18 protein-coding genes and 1 pseudogene are annotated in these 16,528 nt (G+C 66.7%); 18 read left to right on the top strand and 1 reads right to left on the bottom strand.

What is annotated here, in order from left to right; translation table 11 throughout:
* Positions 1 to 71 precede the first annotated feature (71 nt).
* The 13 genes and pseudogenes from PW844_RS07290 (at position 72) to ccmE (ending at position 12,174) form a co-directional block, all read left to right on the top strand.
* Positions 72 to 647: a hypothetical protein gene (locus tag PW844_RS07290; protein ID WP_299451145.1), complete on the top strand. Its 576-nt coding sequence runs from the start codon at positions 72 to 74 to the stop codon at positions 645 to 647.
* A gap of 8 nt (positions 648 to 655) precedes the next feature.
* Positions 656 to 1,093 (top strand): annotated as a pseudogene (locus tag PW844_RS07285) (TIGR02217 family protein); the annotation flags it as partial.
* Complete coding sequence (locus PW844_RS29405) at positions 1,008 to 1,298, top strand: DUF2460 domain-containing protein (protein WP_367187755.1); 291 nt, start codon at positions 1,008 to 1,010, stop codon at positions 1,296 to 1,298. The pseudogene PW844_RS07285 and the gene PW844_RS29405, both read left to right, overlap by 86 nt.
* A complete protein-coding gene (locus tag PW844_RS07280) occupies positions 1,295 to 2,185 on the top strand; it encodes a DUF2163 domain-containing protein (RefSeq protein ID WP_299449828.1) in 891 nt (296 codons plus the stop codon). The genes PW844_RS29405 and PW844_RS07280 overlap by 4 nt, the downstream gene beginning before the upstream one ends.
* Entirely contained in the window at positions 2,182 to 2,622 is a 441-nt protein-coding gene (locus PW844_RS07275; RefSeq protein ID WP_299449826.1) for an NlpC/P60 family protein, read from the top strand. Before PW844_RS07280 ends, PW844_RS07275 begins: the two co-directional genes overlap by 4 nt.
* Before the next feature lie 958 nt (positions 2,623 to 3,580).
* Complete coding sequence (locus tag PW844_RS07270; RefSeq protein WP_299449824.1) at positions 3,581 to 7,177, top strand: glycoside hydrolase/phage tail family protein; 3,597 nt, start codon at positions 3,581 to 3,583, stop codon at positions 7,175 to 7,177.
* Between the two features lie 22 nt (positions 7,178 to 7,199).
* Positions 7,200 to 7,412, top strand: coding sequence for a hypothetical protein (locus PW844_RS07265; RefSeq protein ID WP_299449822.1), 213 nt, complete (start codon positions 7,200 to 7,202; stop codon positions 7,410 to 7,412).
* 127 nt (positions 7,413 to 7,539) lie between these two features.
* Positions 7,540 to 7,794: a hypothetical protein gene (locus PW844_RS07260; RefSeq protein WP_299449820.1), complete on the top strand. Its 255-nt coding sequence runs from the start codon at positions 7,540 to 7,542 to the stop codon at positions 7,792 to 7,794.
* 47 nt (positions 7,795 to 7,841) lie between these two features.
* Entirely contained in the window at positions 7,842 to 8,513 is a 672-nt protein-coding gene (locus PW844_RS07255) for a response regulator transcription factor (protein WP_299449818.1), read from the top strand.
* Positions 8,503 to 8,997 (top strand): hypothetical protein, encoded by a 495-nt coding sequence (locus PW844_RS07250; RefSeq protein ID WP_299449816.1) that lies wholly within the window; start codon positions 8,503 to 8,505, stop codon positions 8,995 to 8,997. The genes PW844_RS07255 and PW844_RS07250 overlap by 11 nt, the downstream gene beginning before the upstream one ends.
* A 247-nt stretch (positions 8,998 to 9,244) precedes the next feature.
* Complete coding sequence (locus tag PW844_RS29400; RefSeq protein WP_367187754.1) at positions 9,245 to 9,901, top strand: ATP-binding protein; 657 nt, start codon at positions 9,245 to 9,247, stop codon at positions 9,899 to 9,901.
* A gap of 103 nt (positions 9,902 to 10,004) precedes the next feature.
* On the top strand, positions 10,005 to 10,433 hold the full coding sequence (locus tag PW844_RS07240; RefSeq protein WP_299449814.1) for a hypothetical protein: 429 nt from the start codon (positions 10,005 to 10,007) through the stop codon (positions 10,431 to 10,433).
* Between the two features lie 136 nt (positions 10,434 to 10,569).
* Positions 10,570 to 12,174 carry a cytochrome c maturation protein CcmE gene (gene ccmE, locus PW844_RS07235; protein ID WP_299449812.1) on the top strand — a complete coding sequence of 535 codons (1,605 nt, stop codon included), beginning with the start codon at positions 10,570 to 10,572 and terminating at the stop codon, positions 12,172 to 12,174.
* Here the strand turns inward: ccmE and PW844_RS07230 are convergent.
* Entirely contained in the window at positions 12,099 to 12,605 is a 507-nt protein-coding gene (locus PW844_RS07230) for a hypothetical protein (protein WP_299449810.1), read from the bottom strand. The genes ccmE and PW844_RS07230 overlap by 76 nt on opposite strands.
* On the opposite strand from PW844_RS07230, the gene PW844_RS07225 reads away from it, so the two are divergent.
* From PW844_RS07225 to PW844_RS07205, 5 genes are all read left to right on the top strand, one after another.
* Complete coding sequence (locus tag PW844_RS07225; RefSeq protein WP_299449808.1) at positions 12,595 to 13,743, top strand: heme lyase CcmF/NrfE family subunit; 1,149 nt, start codon at positions 12,595 to 12,597, stop codon at positions 13,741 to 13,743. The genes PW844_RS07230 and PW844_RS07225 overlap by 11 nt on opposite strands.
* Entirely contained in the window at positions 13,635 to 13,940 is a 306-nt protein-coding gene (locus PW844_RS07220; protein ID WP_299451064.1) for a cytochrome c-type biogenesis CcmF C-terminal domain-containing protein, read from the top strand. The genes PW844_RS07225 and PW844_RS07220 overlap by 109 nt, the downstream gene beginning before the upstream one ends.
* On the top strand, positions 13,934 to 14,161 hold the full coding sequence (locus tag PW844_RS07215) for a cytochrome c-type biogenesis CcmF C-terminal domain-containing protein (RefSeq protein WP_367187753.1): 228 nt from the start codon (positions 13,934 to 13,936) through the stop codon (positions 14,159 to 14,161). Before PW844_RS07220 ends, PW844_RS07215 begins: the two co-directional genes overlap by 7 nt.
* A gap of 179 nt (positions 14,162 to 14,340) precedes the next feature.
* Positions 14,341 to 14,799: a cytochrome c-type biogenesis protein gene (locus PW844_RS07210; protein ID WP_299449806.1), complete on the top strand. Its 459-nt coding sequence runs from the start codon at positions 14,341 to 14,343 to the stop codon at positions 14,797 to 14,799.
* A 167-nt stretch (positions 14,800 to 14,966) separates the two neighbouring features.
* Positions 14,967 to 16,520: a Do family serine endopeptidase gene (locus tag PW844_RS07205; protein ID WP_299449804.1), complete on the top strand. Its 1,554-nt coding sequence runs from the start codon at positions 14,967 to 14,969 to the stop codon at positions 16,518 to 16,520.
* Positions 16,521 to 16,528: the final 8 nt, after the last annotated feature.

Here is a 16,528-nt window from a genome sequence, read left to right as displayed (position 1 = left end):
TCCCCGTTTGACGGGGAGAGGGGACTTCGCCCCGCCTTGCCGACCCTGGCAAGGATCGCAGGAAAAATCCGATGACCGAAGAGACCGACCTTTCCGACACCAACACCCAGGCCGAGGCGCTGAAACAGACCCTCGACGATCTCGACAGTCGCTCGCGCTCCTTCGGCACGGCGCTCGGTGGCGCGCTGACCTCGGCGACGGCGGGCGGCAAGGGGCTCGATAGCGTGCTGCAGAGCCTTGGCAACCGCTTGACCAACATCGCCCTGTCGGCCGGCCTGAAGCCGCTGGAGACGGCACTTGGCGGGGCGGCCGACAGCCTGACCGGCGGCATCGGCAAACTGTTCGGCTTTGCCAAGGGCGGCGTGCCGGGGCGGGTGACGGCCTTTGCCGATGGCGGCGTCGTCGCGGCGCCGACCTATTTTCCGATGGGCGGCGATCTCGGGCTGATGGGCGAGGCGGGGTCGGAGGCGATCCTGCCGCTGAAGCGCGGCGCGGACGGATCGCTGGGGGTGGCCAGTTCGGGCAGCAATGGATCGTCGATCGTCTTCAACATCACCACGCCGGATGTCCAGAATTTCCAGAAGAGCCAGGCGCAGATTTCCGCCATGCTGGCGCGCACGGCGCTGCGTGGCCAACGCAATCTTTGAGGGCCGCAATGACAACGGCATTTCACGACATCCGCTTTCCGCTGCGCCTGTCGCTGGCGACCAGCGGCGGGCCGGTGCGGCGCACCGATATCGTCAACCTGTCGAACGGCCGCGAAAATCGCAACAGCCGCTGGCGCGATGCCCGCCGCAGCTATGACGCCGGCTCCGGCATCCGTTCGGTCGCCGATCTCTACGCGGTGCTGGAATTCTTCGAGGCGCGCAGCGGCCAGCTTTACGGTTTTCGTTTCCGCGATCCCGTCGATTGGGCATCGGCTGCGCCCGGCGCGGCGGTGACGCCGGTGGATCAGCCAATCGGCACAGGCGACGGGGCGACGGCACGATTTGCCCTGCGCAAGACCTATGCCGACCTTGCCGGACAGTCTCAGCGCGCCATTGCCAAGCCGGTGGCCGGCACGGTCGTGGTGGCGGTCAACGGGATCACCGTGCCAGCCGGGCAAATGGGCCTGCGACCCGGCGACCGGCGTCGTCACCTTCGCGGCCGACGCCATTCCGCCGGCCGGCATGCCGGTGACCGCCGGCTTCGCCTTCGACGTCCCGGTGCGCTTTGCCACCGATCGCATCGACGTCAGCCTGTCGGCCTTTGAGGCCGGCCGCATCCCGTCCATCCCGCTGGTGGAGATCCTGCCATGAGAGCCATCGACCCGGCGCTTGCCGCCCATCTGGCCGGCGACGCCACGACGCTGTGCCATGGCTGGCGGCTGGTCCGCCGCGACGGCATCGTCCTCGGCTTCACCGATCACGATCGCGACCTGAACTTCGTGGCCACCCGTTTCCTCGCGGCCAGCGGCTTTTCCGCCAGCAGCAGCGAGGAGGAAACCGGCCTGCCGGCCAGCACCAGCGATGTCGCCGGCGGCTTTTCCAGCGCGGCGATTGCCGAGGCCGATCTGCTGGCCGGCCTCTACGACGGGGCGCGGGTGGAGGTCTATCTCGTCAACTGGGCAACGCCCAGCCAGCATCTGCTGCTGAAAGTCCAGGAGATCGGCGAGGTTACCCGCCAGGCCGGGCAGTTCCAGGCCGAATTGCGCAGCTTTGCCGCCCGCCTTGCGGAGCCGCAGGGCCGGATCTACAACCGCCGTTGCGACGCCGTGCTCGGCGACGCCAGATGCGGCGTCGATCTCAACCTGCCGCAATACCGCGCCGAGGGCCGTGTGGCCTCCGTCGACGATGCCACCGGCTTGACCCTGTCGGGCATCTCCGGCTTTGCCGCCGGCTTTTTCGACCGCGGCAGGCTGGCCTTTCTCGATGGCGCCAATGCCGGCCTGTCGGTCGATATCGACAGCCATGCCATCGTCGACGCGGCAACGCAGGTGATCCTGTGGCTGCCGCTCGCACGGCTGCCCGACGTCGGCGACCGCGTGGCGCTGACGGCCGGATGCGACAAGGGCTTTGCCACCTGCCGCGCCAAATTCGCCAATCCCGCCAATTTCAGGGGCTTTCCGCACATGCCGGGCGCCGATTTCGCCTACACCTATGCCGACGGCAGCAGTCTGCACGACGGCAGTCCGTTGTTTCCATGAGCGAGGATGTGGCCCAACGGGTGCTGTCGATCGCCGCGGGCTGGATCGGCACGCCCTATCGCCATCAGGGATCGAGCCGCGGCATCGGCTGCGATTGTCTCGGCCTCATCCGCGGCATCTGGCGCGAACTTTATGGCGAGGATCCCGAATTGCCGCCGGCCTATGCCCGCGACTGGGCGGAGCGCAGCGGCGAGGACCGGCTGATGGACGCCGCCCGGCGCCATTTCGGGCCGTCCCATGGCCTCGATCGGGCGAGGCCCGGCGACCTGATCCTGTTTCGCTGGCGGCCGGACTGTGCGGCCAAACATGCGGGCATTCTCGACCATGCCGGGCATTTCATCCACGCCTACGAACAGGCGGCGGTGATCCGCTCGGCGCTCGTGCCCTCCTGGCGACGCCGCGTGGCCGGCGCCTTTGGCTTTCCGATGCTTGCGTGAAAAGCGCCGGGCTTGCCAAAGACGGCAACCTTGGGTATTTTGGAGTGGTGAGCGAGGTGGTAGCCCCGCTCACCGTTTGCTAAGCTATGATGCTGACCCGGACGGTCAATAACCAGCTCGTCCGGGTCTTTCTCACGGTCAGCGTGATGCTAAGTGGAAACCACCACATAACCTCACCTCCATGTTCGAGAGCAAGGCCCTTGCCTGGGTCGGCGCGGCCTATCCTCGCCGACGCGCCGGCTGGCGCGGCGCCCGCTGCTTCTGCTCTCGACCGGCAGTAACGATACAATTTTAGAGGGTGTTTTCAAGCTCCGGGGAGCGCCGGCGGCGACTTTTCCGCTCCCTGCTGTCCATGGGGCAGCTCGGCTGCCTTGCAAAATGGCGCAACCTTTAGTATTTTGGAGTGGTGAGCGAGGCGGTAACCTCGCTCACCGTTTGCTTATACTATGATGCTGACCCGGACGGTCATTGACCAGCTCGTCCGGGTCTTTCTCACCGCAAGCGTGATGCTAAATGGCAAGAGCCACATAACCTCACCTCCATGATCGAGAGCAAGGCCCTTGCCTGGGTCGGCGGGGCCCGTCCTCGCCGACACGCCGGCTGGCGCGGCGTCCACTGCTTCTGCTCTCGATATTTGCGAATAATACAATTTTAAAGGGTATTTTCAAGCGCGGGCTTTTGCCCCTGCGCCGATGCCCGTGTCCAATCCTTGGCGAGACGTTCATGGCAACCATCCTCTTTCAGGCGGCGGGTGCGGCCCTCGGCGGCGTCTTCGGGCCGCTCGGTGCGATCATCGGCCGGGCGGCCGGGGCGCTGGCCGGCAGCGTCGTCGACAAGGCGCTGATCAACGGCAGCCGGACCATTTCCGGCGCCCGGCTGTCGACCGCGCGGATCTCCGGCGCCGACGAGGGCACCGCCGTCACCCGCCTCTACGGCACGGCCCGGCTCGGCGGCACGCTTGATCTGGGCGACGCGCTTCGAGGAGACGGTGTCCCGCGAGCGCTCGGGCGGCAAGGCGACCGGGCCGCGGGTCGAGACCTTCCGCTACTTCGCCAATATCGCCATCGGCCTCTGCGACGGGCCGATCGCCTGCATCCGCAGGGTCTGGGCCGATGGCAAGGAAATCGACCTGACCGGGATCGAGATGCGCGTCTATACCGGCACCGAGGGCCAGCTGCCCGATCCGCTGATCGAGGCCAAGCAAGGGGCCGGCAACGCGCCGGCCTATCGCGGCCTGGCCTATGTCGTCTTCGAACGGCTGCCGCTCGACAGCTACGGCAATCGCATTCCGCTGCTGCAATTCGAGGTGGTCCGGCCGGTCGGACGGCTCGAAAGCCAGCTGCGGGCCGTCACCATCATCCCGGGCTCGACGGAACATGGCTACGCCACCGTGCGCGTCACCGAAAAGACCGGCGCCGGCAGCGCCAGGGCGATGAACCGCAACGTGCTGACGGCGGCGACCGACTGGCAGGCCTCGATCGATGAACTGACGGCGCTCTGCCCCAATCTCGACAGCGTGGCGTTGGTCGTTGCCTGGTTCGGAACCGATTTGCGGGCCGGGGAATGCCGCATCGTCCCCGGTGTCGAGACTTTGACGCGCGATGGCGAGAGCAGCCGTTGGTCGGTGTCGGGGATCGGCCGCGGCGATGCCCATCTGATCAGCCGGAATGACGGCGGCCCCGCCTATGGCGGCACGCCGGACGATGCCAGCGTGCTGCAGGCGATCGCCGATCTCAAGAGCCGGGGACTGAGCGTCTGCCTCTATCCGTTCGTGATGATGGATATTCCCGTCGGCAACGGTCTCGCCGATCCGCAAGGGGCGGCCGAACAGGCGCCCTATCCCTGGCGCGGCAGGATTACCGCCTTCCCGGCGATCGGCCGGCCCGGGACCGCCGACCGGACGGCGGCCGCGGCCGTGCAAATCGCTGCCTTCTGCGGCACCGCGGCGGCGGCCGACTTCTCCGTCCACGGCGCATCGGTCGCCTATCACGGCAGCGACGAAGGCTATCGCCGCATGCTGCTGCACTACGCCCATCTGGCGGTTGCCGCCGGCGGCGTCGACGGTTTCATCATCGGCTCGGAGCTGCGCGGACTGACGCAGCTGCGGGATGCGGCCGGCGCGTTTCCCTTCGTGCAGGCCCTGGCGGCGCTGGCATCCGACATCCGCGCCATCGTCGGGCCGGCGACCAGGCTGACCTATGGCGCCGACTGGAGCGAGTATTTCGGCTACCATCCGGACGACGGCAGCGGCGATGTCTATTTCCATCTCGATCCGCTGTGGGCCGCCCCCGAGATCGATGCCGTCGGCATCGACAATTACATGCCGCTGTCCGACTGGCGCGACGACGATCTCTCGGCGCCGAACCCCGACGGCCTCCGGCTGCAGGACGATCTGGCCGGCCTGACGGCGGCGATTGCCGGCGGCGAGGGGTTCGACTGGTATTATGCCAGCAGCGCCGACCGGGTGAACCGGCGGCGGTCGCCGATCAGCGACGGGCTGGCCGCAAAGCCCTGGGTCTTCCGCTACAAGGATATCGAAAGCTGGTGGTCGAACGCCCATCACGAGCGTGTCGGCGGCGCCGAGCGCGCCACGCCGACCGCCTGGACGCCGCGCGCCAAGCCGATCTGGCTGACCGAACTCGGCTGCCCGGCGATCGACAAGGGCGGCAACCAGCCGAATGTCTTTCTCGACCCGAAGTCGGTCGAATCGGCGGCGCCCTATTTCTCCAACCGCCTGCGGGCCGACAGCGTCCAGCGTCGCTTTCTCGAAGCCCATCACGACCATTGGGCGGCGTCCGGCATGGTCGATCCCGGCCGCATCTTCGTCTGGACCTGGGATGCGCGGCCCTATCCGGCCTTTCCGACCGATACCGGCCTGTGGAGCGACGGCGCCAATTGGCGGACGGGCCACTGGCTGAACGGCCGGCTTGGCGCCGGCACCCTGGCGGACATCATCGCCGCCATCCTGCGCGACCAGAATTTTTTCGATTTCGACGTCTCGCAGGTGAGCGGCGACCTGACCGGCTATGCCCAGGGCGACGTCGCCTCGGCGCGCGACCTGCTGGCGCCGCTGCTCGACGTCTTCCAGATCGACGTCATCGAGGATGGCCCGGTGCTGCGGTTCCGCTCGCGGCCGGCCGCCAGCCTGCCGGCGATCGACATTGCGGCGGTGGTCGATGCCGAGGATCAGCCGCTCTGGCAGGAAACCCGCGGCCACGACAGCGATTTTGCCGCGGAAGCCATCGTCACCTTCTACGATCCGCTCGATGACTACCAGCAGGCCAGCGTCCGCTCCCGTCGCGCGCCGTCGGCATCCAACCGCGTGCTGCGCAACGATCTCGGCGCAATCTTGCCGGAGGATGCGGCGCTGCAGGCGGCCGAAAACCTGCTGCGCGACAATCGCGTCGCGCGCCGCGCGCTGAGCCTGTCGCTGCCGCCGACGGCCATTGGCGTCCAGCCCGGCGACGTGATTTCCGTGGCGGAGGGGCCGGCCGGCCGTTTTCTCGTCACCCGCATCGAGGATGGTGCCGCCCGCAGGATCGAGGCGCGGGAGTTCGCGCCGCTGATCGGCGGCGCCGTCGTCACCCCGACGCCGACGAAATCCGCCGGTGGGACGGCCGCCGCCGTGTATGCGCCGGTCGTCGAACTGCTGGATTTGCCGCAGTTCGAAAGCGGCGCTGCCAGCGATTTTGCCCGCGGCGCGGCATTTGCGCGGCCGTGGCGGACGACGGTGCTCTCCGCCTCGGCGTCGGCGGAAGCCTATGGCAGCCGGGTGCTGCTGGATCGTCCGGCGCAGATCGGCACGCTTGCGGCGCCGCTGTCGCCGGGCGTCAGCGGCCGTTTCGACTGGTCGCAGGCGATCGAGGTCGACCTGGCCTATGGCGGACTGGAATCGGCGCTGCCGCTTTCGCTGCTGAACGGTGCCAACCGCTATGCCGTGCAAAGCATCGGCGGTGGCTGGGAGGTCGGCGCGTTCACCCAGGCCGAGGAAATTGCCGCCGGCCGCTGGCGGCTGTCCGGCCTGCTGCGCGGCCTGGCCGGGACGGAAGATGCGATGGCCGCGGGGATCGCCGCCGGGGCGGCTTTCGTCATGCTCGACGATGCGGTCAAATCGCTGGGGCTCACCAGCGAGGAGATGGGCCTGCAGCTCAACTGGATCGCCGAGGCGGCCGGATCGGGCGACAGCGCCGGTCCCCTTGCCTTTGCCGGCGGCGTGCGGGCGCAGACGCCGCTGTCGCCGGTGCATATCCGCGGCAGCCGCAATGCGGCAGGGGCGGTGGTCTTCACCTGGATCCGTCGCGGCCGGATCGACGCCGACAACTGGATAGCTGCCGACATTCCGCTGGACGAGCCGACCGAGCGCTATCGCGTCGATCTCATGCAGGACGGCGTGCTGAGGCGGCGAACGGAGGTCGACGCGCCGACCTGGACCTATGCCGCCGCCGACGAGATCGCCGATTTCGGCGCCGCGCAATCGCAACTTCAAGTCATCATTTCGCAACTGGGGCAAAGGGTGCCGGTCGGCATCCCGGCGGCCGCCATCGTTGCCGTCTAGCTTCCAACCAGAGGAGTTGATCATGGAAGACGCAAAGCATTGGTACTATTCGAAAACGATCTGGGGTGCGCTCTTGGCGGTCGGGGCGTCGGCCCTGCAAATCAGGGGGGTGCAGATCGGTGCGGCCGATCAGGCAACCATCGCCGATTCCGCCGTGTCGATCGCCGGCGCGGTCGGCGGATTGCTGGCCGTCTATGGGCGGGTCACCGCAAGCACGGCGATCAAATCCAACTAGCGCACGCTACCTTGGGGGAATGGCATTCCGCCGCAGCCTATGGGCGAAGGATATTACCACCCATTCATTTGCCATTCAGACGGGTTTGGGTAACTATTCCCTCAAGTTCGTATCACCATGAAAGTTAATGGGCATGGCATCATCCTTGAGCGTAGCAGCGGTCGTCGCCATGATGGCGGGGTCGGCTGTGTTGCCGGTGACCACGCCGACGCTTGTCGCGCGCGCAAAGTCGGACTGCAGCGATGCCGCTGCCCAGGTGGTGGAAAAGACCGGCGGCCAGCTGCTGTCGGTGCAGCCTTCCGGCGACAGCTGCGTCATCACCGTCCTGGTGCAGGGCAATGGCGAGCGCCCGCGTAAGGTGACGGTAAAGGTTCCGATGTAGGAGCAGCCTGACCAGGCATCGCGAATCGTTAGGAATTGGGCGGAAACATGCGCATTCTCGTAGTTGAAGACGACGTCAATCTGAACCGCCAGCTGGCCGACGCGCTGAAGGAGGCCGGCTATGTCGTCGATGTCGCCTTCGACGGCGAAGAAGGCCACTATCTCGGCGATACCGAGCCCTACGACGCCATCATCCTCGATATCGGCCTGCCGGAAATGGACGGCATCACCGTGCTGGAAAAGTGGCGGACGGCCGGCAAGGGCATGCCGGTGCTGCTGCTGACGGCCCGCGACCGCTGGAGCGACAAGGTCGCCGGCATCGATGCCGGTGCCGACGATTACGTCGCCAAGCCGTTCCATGTCGAAGAAGTGCTCGCCCGCATCCGCGCCCTGATCCGCCGCGCCGCCGGCCATTCCTCCTCGGAAATCATCTGCGGCCCGGTGCGGCTCGATACCAAGAGCTCGAAGGCCAGCGTCGACGGCAAGCCGCTGAAGCTGACCTCGCACGAATACCGGCTGCTGGCCTATCTGATGCATCACAAGGGCGAGGTGGTGTCGCGCACCGAACTCGTCGAGCACATGTACGACCAGGATTTCGATCGCGATTCCAATACGATCGAGGTGTTTGTCGGTCGCCTGCGCAAGAAGATGGGCGTCGACCTCATCGAAACGGTTCGGGGGTTGGGCTACCGCATTCAAGCGCCGACCAATGCCAATTAAGTCGCTCACCGCCCGCGTCCTGCTGCTGACCACGCTGTGGTCGGCCGTGGCGCTGGTGGTCATCGGCCTTGTCATCTCGACGCTCTACCGCAAGAGCGCCGAGCGCGGCTTTCAGGATCTGCTGCGGGCGCAGCTCTACAACGTCATCAATTCCGTCACCATCGGCGACCAGGGGGCGCTGGCCGGCAGTCCGCAGCTCGGCGACCTGCGCTTCGCCCAGCCGAAGACCGGCTGGTACTGGATGGTCGAGCCGCTCGGCACCTATACCGCAGCACCCGCTGGTCTCGCCGTCGCTCGGATCGGCCAACCTGCCGGTGCTGTCGGTGATCGAGGCGCCGTTCGACAAGAATTACGAGCGCTACTACATCGTCACGGATTCCTTCGGCAATCGTGTCCAGGTGGCCGAGACCGAGGTCGTGCTCGACACCGACGGCCGCGCCGCGCGATTCCGCGTCACCGGCAATATCGGCGTCATCGAGGATGATGTCGGCACCTTTTCCCACAGTCTCTATCTGGCGCTGGTCGTCTTCGGCATCGGCAGCCTGATCGTCAATGCGCTGGCCATTCTCTACGGCCTCAGGCCGCTCGACCAGGCGCGCGGCGCGCTGGAGCGCATCCGCGCCGGCGAGAGCGAGCGGCTGCAGGGCGATTTCCCGCGCGAAATCCTGCCGCTCGCCAACGAGGTCAATGCGCTGATCGACAGCAACCGCCGCATCGTCGAGCGGGCCCGCATGCAGGTCGGCAATCTCGCCCATTCGCTGAAGACGCCGATTGCCGTGCTGCTCAACGAATCGCGGGTGCTGGATCAATCGCATGGCGATCTGGTCAAGGGCCAGGCGGAGGCGATGCAGGGGCAGGTGCAGTCCTATCTCAACCGCGCCCGCATCGCCGCCCAGCGCGAATCGGTGCTGGCCCGCACCGATGCCGAGCCGGCGCTGGAGCGGCTGGTGCGCGTCATGCGGCGGCTGAACAGCGAGATCGCCTTCGAGCTGACCGTCAGCCCCGGCCTGGCGCTGGCGATGGAACAGCAGGATCTCGAGGAAACCGTCGGCAATCTGCTGGAAAATGCCGCCCGCTTCGCCAGGCACAAGGTGGTGGTCAGCGCCGTCGAGGCGGCGCCCGACGTCAAGGGCCTCGATCCGGCCCGCCGCTATTGGGTCGAGCTGGTCGTCGAGGATGACGGGCCGGGCCTCGAGCCAGACCAGATCCGCGAGGCGATGAAACGCGGCCGGCGGCTGGACGAAAGCAAGCCGGGCACCGGCCTTGGCCTGTCGATCGTCAGCGAGATCACCGCCGAGTATCAGGGCCGGCTGACCTTGTCGCGCGGCGCCCCGGGCGGGCTGCGGGCCTGCCTAATTCTGCCGGGCGTTGCAAAGGATGTTGCGTGAGCGGCGGCATGATGCCAGAAAGATCGAATGCGCCATGGGGATGCCCTTCGTGGATCGCAGGACGGTTTTTTCGTCTTTGGGCAGTTAATCCTGGTTCGGTTGCATGAAGCTTGGCATTTCCTCTTCGATCGTCGCCGTCCTGTTGGTCGCCGTCTCCCTGTCCGGCTGCGGCACGACGAGTGCCAAAGGCGCTTTGGCCAGGCTCTCGCCGATCAAGAGCAACCCGTCCGCACCCTTCATCACCGCCCTTGACGGCGGCATCATCGCTCATACCGGCCTGACCATCGGCGACAGCGACAAGCAGCGGGCGCTGGAAGCGGAGTACCGCGCGCTCGAAGCCGCCCCCGGCGGCCAGCCGGTGGTCTGGAGCGGCCGCGGCATCAGCGGCCAGGTGGTGGCCGCCGCCCCCTATCAGGTCGGCTCGCAGAATTGCCGGCAATATACCCATACGGTCACCGTCGACGGCAAGCAGACTGTTGCGCGCGGCTCTGCCTGCCGCAACGACAACGGCACCTGGACGCCGCTCGAGTAGCGCGGAGGGCGGCGGGTAGGCCAGCCGGCTCGTCCAGTGTAGATTGTGCTGGAGGCCTTGCGGCCAAACGCCTCAAATTTTCGTCATTTAAGCTTTCGCAGTTGGAATGCCTGCAGCGTTAACGTATTGGGCGTCTATGTTGTTCTGGATCATCGTTGCCGTTCTGACGGCAAGTGTCGGCGCCGTCCTGCTCTATCCGCTGCTGCGCGGCGCGCAGGCGGCAGAGCTCGATCGTGCCGGCGAAACCGCCGTCTACCGCGACCAGCTGGCCGAACTCGATCGCGACCTGGCCGGCGGGCTGATTACCGCCGAGCAGGCCGTTTATGCCAAGGCCGAAATCGGCCGGCGGCTGCTGGCGGTCGCCGCCGCGCCGGACAAGGCGCCGGCAAGGGCTGTTGGCCGAAAGTCCCACCGCCTGACGCAGGCCTTCATCATCCTCCTGCTGCCGGTGCTCGGTCTCTGTCTGTACTTGCGGACCGGCGATCCCGGTCTGCCGTCGCAGCCGCTGGAAGCGCGGCTCGAACACCCCGGCAACGACATGGCCATCCTGGTGGCCAAGGCCGAGCATCATCTGGCCGAAAACCCCGATGACGGCAAAGGCTGGGCCGTGCTGGCGCCGATCTACATGAAGACCGGCCGCTTCCTCGATGCGCAGGTCGCCTATCGCAATGCCATCCGCCTGCTCGGGCCGACGCCCGACCGGCTGGGCAGCCTGGCCGAAACGCTGATGGCCACTTCCGACGGCGTCGTCACGGCCGAGGCCCGCGAGGCGCTGCAGCAATCGGTGCAGATGGACCCCAACAATCCGCGCGCCAAATTCTACCTGGCGCTGGCCTTCGAGCAGGAAGGCAAGGCGGACGAGGCCAAGAACGCCTTTGTGGCGCTGGCAAGCGAATCGCCGGCCGATGCGCCCTGGCTGCCGCTGGTCAACCAGCATATCGCCAAGAACGGCGGCGCCCCGGCCGCACCGCCTGCCGCCGATCCGAAGGCGCTCGGCGCCCCCGACGCCGAAGACGTCGCCGCCGCCCAGACGATGAACAGCGGCGACCGCCAGCAGATGATCAAGGGCATGGTCGACACGCTCGACGCCAAGCTCAAGGACGATCCCAACAATTTCGAAGGCTGGATGCGGCTGATCCGCTCCTATGCCGTGCTTGATGACAAGGATAAGGCCGCCGATGCCCTGAAGCGCGGCCTGGCGGCCTTTCCCGGCCAGCGGCGAGCAGGGCCAGCAGCTGGTGGCGCTTGCCAAGCAGCTCGATCTTCCGACGGAGGCGACGCAGCCATGACCCGCAAGCAGAAACGCCTGGCCGTCATCGGCGGCGGCATGAGCTTTATCGTCGTCGCGGTGTTTTTGGTGATGTTCGCCTTCAGCCAGTCGGTCGCCTATTTCTACATGCCCGGCGATCTCGCCAAGAAGCCGGTCAGTCCCGGCACGCTGATCCGCCTCGGCGGCCTGGTCGGCGAGGGCACGGTGGTGCGCGGCGAGGGGACGACGGTGCAGTTTGCCGTCACCGACGGCAGCGCTGCCGCCGTCAAGGTCAAATATACCGGCATCCTGCCCGACCTGTTTCGCGAGGGGCAGGGTGTCGTCACCGAAGGCCGCTTCGAGCCGGGCGACGATGTTTTCGTTGCCGACACGGTGCTTGCCAAGCATGATGAACGCTACATGCCGAAAGAGGTCGCCGATCGCCTGAAGAAGGACGGCACCTGGAAGGGCGGCGAGGAAGCCAGCAAATGATCATCGAGCTTGGACATTACGCACTGGTTCTGGCGCTGGCCACCGCCATCATCGTCTCGACCATCCCGCTGATCGGCGCCCGGCGCCAGGATCAGGCGATGATGGATGTGGCCCGGCCGGGCTCGATCGCGCTGTTCGTGCTCGTCGCCTTCTCCTTCGGCGTCTTGACCTACGCCCATGTCGTCTCCGATTTTTCCGTCGTCAACGTCTGGGAGAATTCCCATTCGCTGGTGCCGATGATCTTCAAGGTGTCGGGCGTCTGGGGCAATCACGAGGGATCGATGATGCTCTGGCTGCTGATCCTGGCGCTGTTCAGCGGCCTCGTCGCCGTGTTCGGCCGCAACCTGCCGGACACGCTGCGCGCCAACGTGCTGTCGGTGCAGGCCTGGATCTCGGTCGCCTTCCTGATCTTCATCCTGCTTGACCTCCAATCCCTTCACCCGCCTCGATCCGGCGCCGGCCGAGGGCAAGGACCTCAATCCGGTGCTGCAGGACATCGGCCTCGCCATCCATCCGCCGCTGCTCTATCTCGGCTATGTCGGCTTCTCCGTCTGCTTCTCCTTTGCCGTCGCCGCCCTGATCGAAGGCCGCATCGATGCCGCCTGGGCGCGCTGGGTGCGCCCCTGGACGCTCGCCGCCTGGACCTGCCTCACCGCCGGCATCGCCATGGGCTCCTACTGGGCCTATTACGAGCTCGGCTGGGGCGGCTGGTGGTTCTGGGATCCGGTCGAGAACGCCTCCTTCATGCCGTGGCTGGCCGGCACCGCGCTGCTGCATTCGGCGCTGGTGATGGAAAAGCGCGATGCGCTGAAGATCTGGACCGTGCTGCTCGCCATCCTCACCTTCTCGCTGTCGCTGCTCGGCACCTTCCTGGTGCGCTCCGGCGTGCTGACCTCGGTGCATGCCTTCGCCAGCGATCCGACGCGCGGCGTCTTCATCCTCTGCATCCTGCTGATCTTCATCGGCGGCGCCCTGTCGCTGTTTGCCTTGCGGGCGCCAAAACTGACGGCCGGCGGCCTGTTCGCGCCGATCTCGCGCGAAGGCGCGCTGGTGCTCAACAACCTGATCCTCACCGTCGCCTGCGGCACGGTGCTGACCGGCACGCTCTATCCGCTGGCGCTGGAAACGCTGACCAACGACAAGATTTCCGTCGGCCCGCCCTTCTTCAACATGACCTTTGGCCTGCTGATGATCCCGCTGCTGGTGGCCGTGCCCTTCGGCCCGCTGCTCGCCTGGAAGCGCGGCGACCTGCTCGGCGCCTTCCAGCGGCTCTACGCCGCCGCCGGTCTTGCCTTCGTCGCGGCGCTGGTGCTGTTCTATGTCCAGCATGGCGGTCCTGTCATGGCCATCCTCGGCCTTGGCGCCGGCCTGTTCCTGATTTTTGGCGCCGCCACCGACCTGTGGTTCAGGGCCGGCATCGGCAAGGTGCCGCCAATGTCGCCTGGCGGCGCTTCGCCGGCCTGCCGCGCTCGGCCTTCGGCTCGGCGCTGGCCCATGCCGGGCTCGGCGTCACCGTGCTTGGCATCGTCGCCGTCAGCACCTTCCAGACGGAAAACATCCTGGACATGAAGCCGGGCGCCACCACGGCGCTCGGCGGCTACAGCCTGCATTTCGACGGCATGAAGCCCGGCGTCGGCCCGAACTTTACGGAAGATCGCGGCACCTTCACCGTCAGCCGCGGCGGCGTCGCCGTTGCCACCGTGTCCTCGGCCAAGCGCATCTTCACCGCCCGCAAGAGCGCCACGACACCGAGGCCGGCATCCTGACCTTCGGCCTCAGCCAGCTCTACGTCTCGCTCGGCGACGCCGGCAATGACGGCAGCATCGTCGTGCGCATCTGGTGGAAGCCGCTGATCGTCTGCATCTGGGGCGGGGCGATCATCATGGCGCTCGGCGGCATCGTCTCGCTCAGCGACCGCCGCCTGCGCGTCGGCGCGCCCAGCCGGCGGGCCAAGGCGGCGCGGGTGGCGATGGAACCGGCGGAATGAGGCGGCTTATGCTTCCCTCATTCCTGTGCTTGTCACAGGAATCCAGCCCGCCCAAGTCCTTGGGCGGAGCGGACTCCTCTCATGCCCGCGAGTCATTCACGGCGCAGAAGCGCCGTGGCTGGATTCCCGTGACAAGCACAGGAATGAGGGGAGGAGGTGCACAGCGCCGCCAACCGACAGTGGCGATCCTGGCACGGCTGCTTTTCGCGCTTCTCCTTTTGCTCCCCATGTCCGCCTTCGCCGTCAATCCCGACGAAGTGCTGTCCAATCCGGCGCTTGAAACAAGGGCCCGGGCGATCTCCACCGAACTGCGCTGCATGGTCTGCCAGAACCAGTCGATCGACGATTCCAACGCCGATCTCGCCCGCGACCTCAGGCTGCTGGTGCGCAAGCGCCTCGTCGATGGCGACAGCAATCAGCAGGTGCTCGACTACATCGTTTCGCGCTACGGCGAATTCGTGCTGCTGAAGCCGCGCCTCAGCGAAAAGACCTATGTGCTGTGGGGCGCGCCGATCGCCCTGTTGGTGATCGGTGCCATTTCCATGGCGGTGTTTGCCAGCCGCCGCCGCGGCAAGCCGACCGGCACCCGCCTGACCGGCGAGGAACAGGCGCGCCTCGACGCGTTGCTTGGCGAATAGCGGCGAATATTTCCGGAGCCTTCACCTTGCCGGAAACAATTTGCAACATTACCAACATTTCATGGACCGGACAGTTCGCCGTAACGTGCAAAACCCTATATCTTGTTCATCAACTGCTCGCCGCTGACCCCACGGCGCCAGTCCAGAAGAAAAGAAAAGGTACGCACATGTTCGAGACCATCAAAAGCCGCCTGACGCGCAGCACTGCTTTGAAGGCTTCCGCTGTCGCCGGCATCGCCGTTGCCGCCCTGGCAGCCGGCGTCCCTGCCGAAATCTCCAGTTCCTATGCCGATGCCGTCACCGTCCAGGCGCCGCAGGTTCCGAGCTTTGCCAATGTCGTTGACGCCGTGTCTCCCGCCGTCGTGTCGGTGCGTGTCGAGTCGCGCGTCAATCCGGTCGCCGATGAGGACGACAGCTTTGGTCTCGGCCGCGGCTTCGACGAACTGCCGGACGATCACCCGCTGAAGAAATTCTTCAAGCAGTTCGGCCAGCAGCCGAACGGCAAGGGTTCGCAGGATCAGGCGCAGAAGCCGAACGCCGACAAGGGCCGCCTGCGCCCGGTCGCCCAGGGCTCCGGCTTCTTCATCTCCGACGACGGCTATCTCGTCACCAACAACCACGTCGTCTCCGATGGCGCCGCCTTCGTCGTCGTCCTCAGCGACGGCACCGAGCTGGACGCCAAGCTGATCGGCAAGGATCCGCGCACCGATCTCGCCGTCCTCAAGGTCGACGACAAGCGCAAGTTCACCTACGTCAAATGGGCTGACGATACCAAGATCCGCGTCGGCGACTGGGTCGTTGCCGTCGGCAATCCCTTCGGCCTCGGCGGCACGGTGACGGCCGGCATCATCTCGGCCCGCGGCCGCGACATCGGCTCCGGTCCCTATGACGACTATCTGCAGATCGACGCCTCGGTGAACAAGGGCAATTCCGGCGGCCCGACCTTCAACCTCAGCGGCGAAGTCGTCGGCATCAACACCGCCATCTTCTCGCCGTCGGGCGGCAGCGTCGGCATCGCCTTCGCCATTCCCTCGACGACCGCCAAGGACGTCGTTGCCGACCTGATCAAGACCGGCTCGGTGTCGCGCGGCTGGCTCGGCGTGCAGATCCAGCCGGTGACCAAGGACATCGCCGAATCGCTCGGCCTGTCCGAGCCGGCCGGCGCCCTCGTCGTCTCGCCGCAGGAAGGCTCGCCCGGCCAGAAGGCCGGCATCAAGAACGGCGACGTGGTGACCGCCGTCAACGGCGACCCGATCAAGGATCCGCGCGATCTCGCCCGCCGCATCGCCGGCATGGCGCCGGGCAAGAAGGTCGAAGTGGCGATCTGGCGCGACGGCAAGTCGCAGCCGCTGACCGTCGAACTCGGCACGTTGCCGGCCGAACAGAAGGCTTCTGCCGACGGCAACAACCAGACGCCGGCCGAACCGCAGCAGCCGGCCTCCGAAAAGGCGCTGGCCGATCTCGGCCTGACCGTCGGTCCGTCCGATGACGGCAAGGGTGTCGCCATCACCGCCGTCAACCCGGACTCCGATGCGGCCGACAAGGGTGTGAAGGAAGGTGAGAAGATCACCTCCGTCAACAACCAGGACGTCGCCAACGCCCAGGACATCGCCAAGGTGATCGCCCAGGCCAAGAAGGACGGCCGCACCCGGGCGCTCTTCCAGATCCAGTCCGACGACGGCAGCCGCTTCGTGGCGCTGCCGCTCGCCGCCCAGGGCTGATTGCTGAC

Source organism: Pantoea sp. (assembly GCF_028283705.1).
GTDB lineage: Bacteria > Pseudomonadota > Gammaproteobacteria > Enterobacterales > Enterobacteriaceae > Pantoea.
Note: the sequence above shows the minus strand (reverse complement) of the source record. Positions and strands in the feature narration are given on the sequence as shown.